The organism is Microvirga sp. 2MCAF35, from assembly GCF_052115545.1.
GTDB lineage: Bacteria > Pseudomonadota > Alphaproteobacteria > Rhizobiales > Beijerinckiaceae > Microvirga.
The window spans coordinates 1-1,046 of sequence record NZ_JBFRGW010000096.1 but is presented as its reverse complement, the minus strand read 5'-3'; the positions used below and the strand labels follow the sequence as shown (position 1 = coordinate 1,046).

Genomic DNA, 1,046 nt, shown 5'->3' with positions numbered 1-1,046 from the left:
TAGAGCCCTTTCCGCCTACTCCGGTTCATATCCAGCGGCTCTGAAGTAGTTGGCGCATTCGTCGGGCGAGAACTCGTCCAGGAGCTCACCGATGGTCTGCCAGAGCACGTCCTTCGTGCGGGCGGCTGCCTTGCGCAGCAGTGCCTTGAGCTTGGCAAAGGCATTCTCGATCGGATTGAAGTCGGGCGAGTACGGCGGTAGACGCATCAGCCTGGCCCCTGCCGCCTCAATCAGCTCTCGCACGGCGGCACTCTTGTGCGGCGGCAGGTTGTCCAGGATCACCACGTCGCCCGGACGGAGTGTCGGCACCAGGATCTGCTCGACATAAGCCGTAAACCACGGGCCGGTCATCGGCCCATCCAGCACCATCGGGGCGGAGAACCCGCTCAGGCGCAGGCCTGCCACAAAGGTGGTGGTCTTCCAATGTCCATGTGGAAGGCCGACCCTTAGGCGTTGGCCGCGCGCACAACGTCCATAGAGGCGGGCCATCTTGGTGGACGCGCTGGTCTCGTCAATGAACACCAGCTGCTCCGGGTCGAGATCAAGTTGACTGTCAAACCAGGCCTCCCGCGCGGCCCTGACGTCGGGCCGGTCGCGTTCGCAGGCGTGGGCGGTTTTTTTTGACCGTGATCGCCCGCGCGTGGAAGAAGCGCCAGAGCGTGCCGATGCCAGCCGAAACGCCGCGCTCCTCCTGCAAGCGGATCTGCATCTCGTGAAGACTGATATGCGAGGAGGCGTCAATCAGCTCCAGCAGAAAGGTCGCATGCGCATCGAGCTTGCAGCCCTTGGGCTGCCCCTGCCGGCGGGCAGCCACCTCGCCGGATCGAGCGCGGCGCACCCACAGAACGGCGGTTGAGATGCCAACCCCATAGCGGGCAGCGGCCTGCCGCACGGAGACGCCACCCAAGGCTGTCTTGATCACGCGGTCCCGCAGATCCTGACTGTAAGCGCGTGCCATGCCTGCCTCCATGTCTGGAAGCCAGCACGACACATCACGCCTCACAGCGGAATCCCCTCCGACTCGGAATAGCCGAAAAAGGCTCTAG

At 64.1% G+C, this 1,046-nt stretch carries 1 protein-coding gene; it reads right to left on the bottom strand.

What is annotated here, in order from left to right:
• Positions 1-15: 15 nt before the first annotated feature.
• A protein-coding gene (locus AB4097_RS21460) for an IS630 family transposase (RefSeq protein WP_442043323.1) occupies positions 16-958 on the bottom strand; the annotation gives its coding sequence in 2 pieces (ribosomal slippage) (positions 16-625 and positions 624-958; 945 coding nt in all).
• Positions 959-1,046: the final 88 nt, after the last annotated feature.